Origin of the sequence: Sciscionella sediminilitoris, assembly GCF_000737195.2 — a bacterium.
GTDB classification, from domain to species: Bacteria; Actinomycetota; Actinomycetes; order Mycobacteriales; family Pseudonocardiaceae; genus Sciscionella; species Sciscionella sediminilitoris.
This window is the reverse complement of sequence record NZ_JALM01000198.1, coordinates 1-284: the sequence shown is the minus strand read 5'-3', so window position 1 is coordinate 284 and position 284 is coordinate 1. Positions and strand designations below refer to the sequence as shown.

At 63.7% G+C, this 284-nt stretch carries 1 protein-coding gene; it reads right to left on the bottom strand.

The genetic code is table 11. The features are described 5' to 3' along the window. Window positions 1-284 (bottom strand): S26 family signal peptidase (locus AD72_RS35140; protein WP_031470971.1); only part of this gene is annotated, 284 nt, incomplete at both ends.

The window sequence follows — 284 nt, the reverse complement described above, 5'->3', positions numbered from 1 at the left end:
TCGCAACAGGAAACCGTCTGCCCGCCGACCGCGATCACCCGCTTGACCAGGTCATACTCCGGCGGATCACCGATACCGATCGAGGAACCGAACTGCCGCAGCCAGCTCGTGAACACATTCGAGGCCGGATCCACCTTGAACTCGCTCTGATCCCAGCCGTCCGGCGCGCGGAACACGACCACATCACCCGGGGACGGATCGGTGAAGTCATAGGTGATCCGATCCACCAGGATCCGGTCCGGCGTACAGCCCGGACAGCCGTGCAAGGTCTGCTCCATCGACCC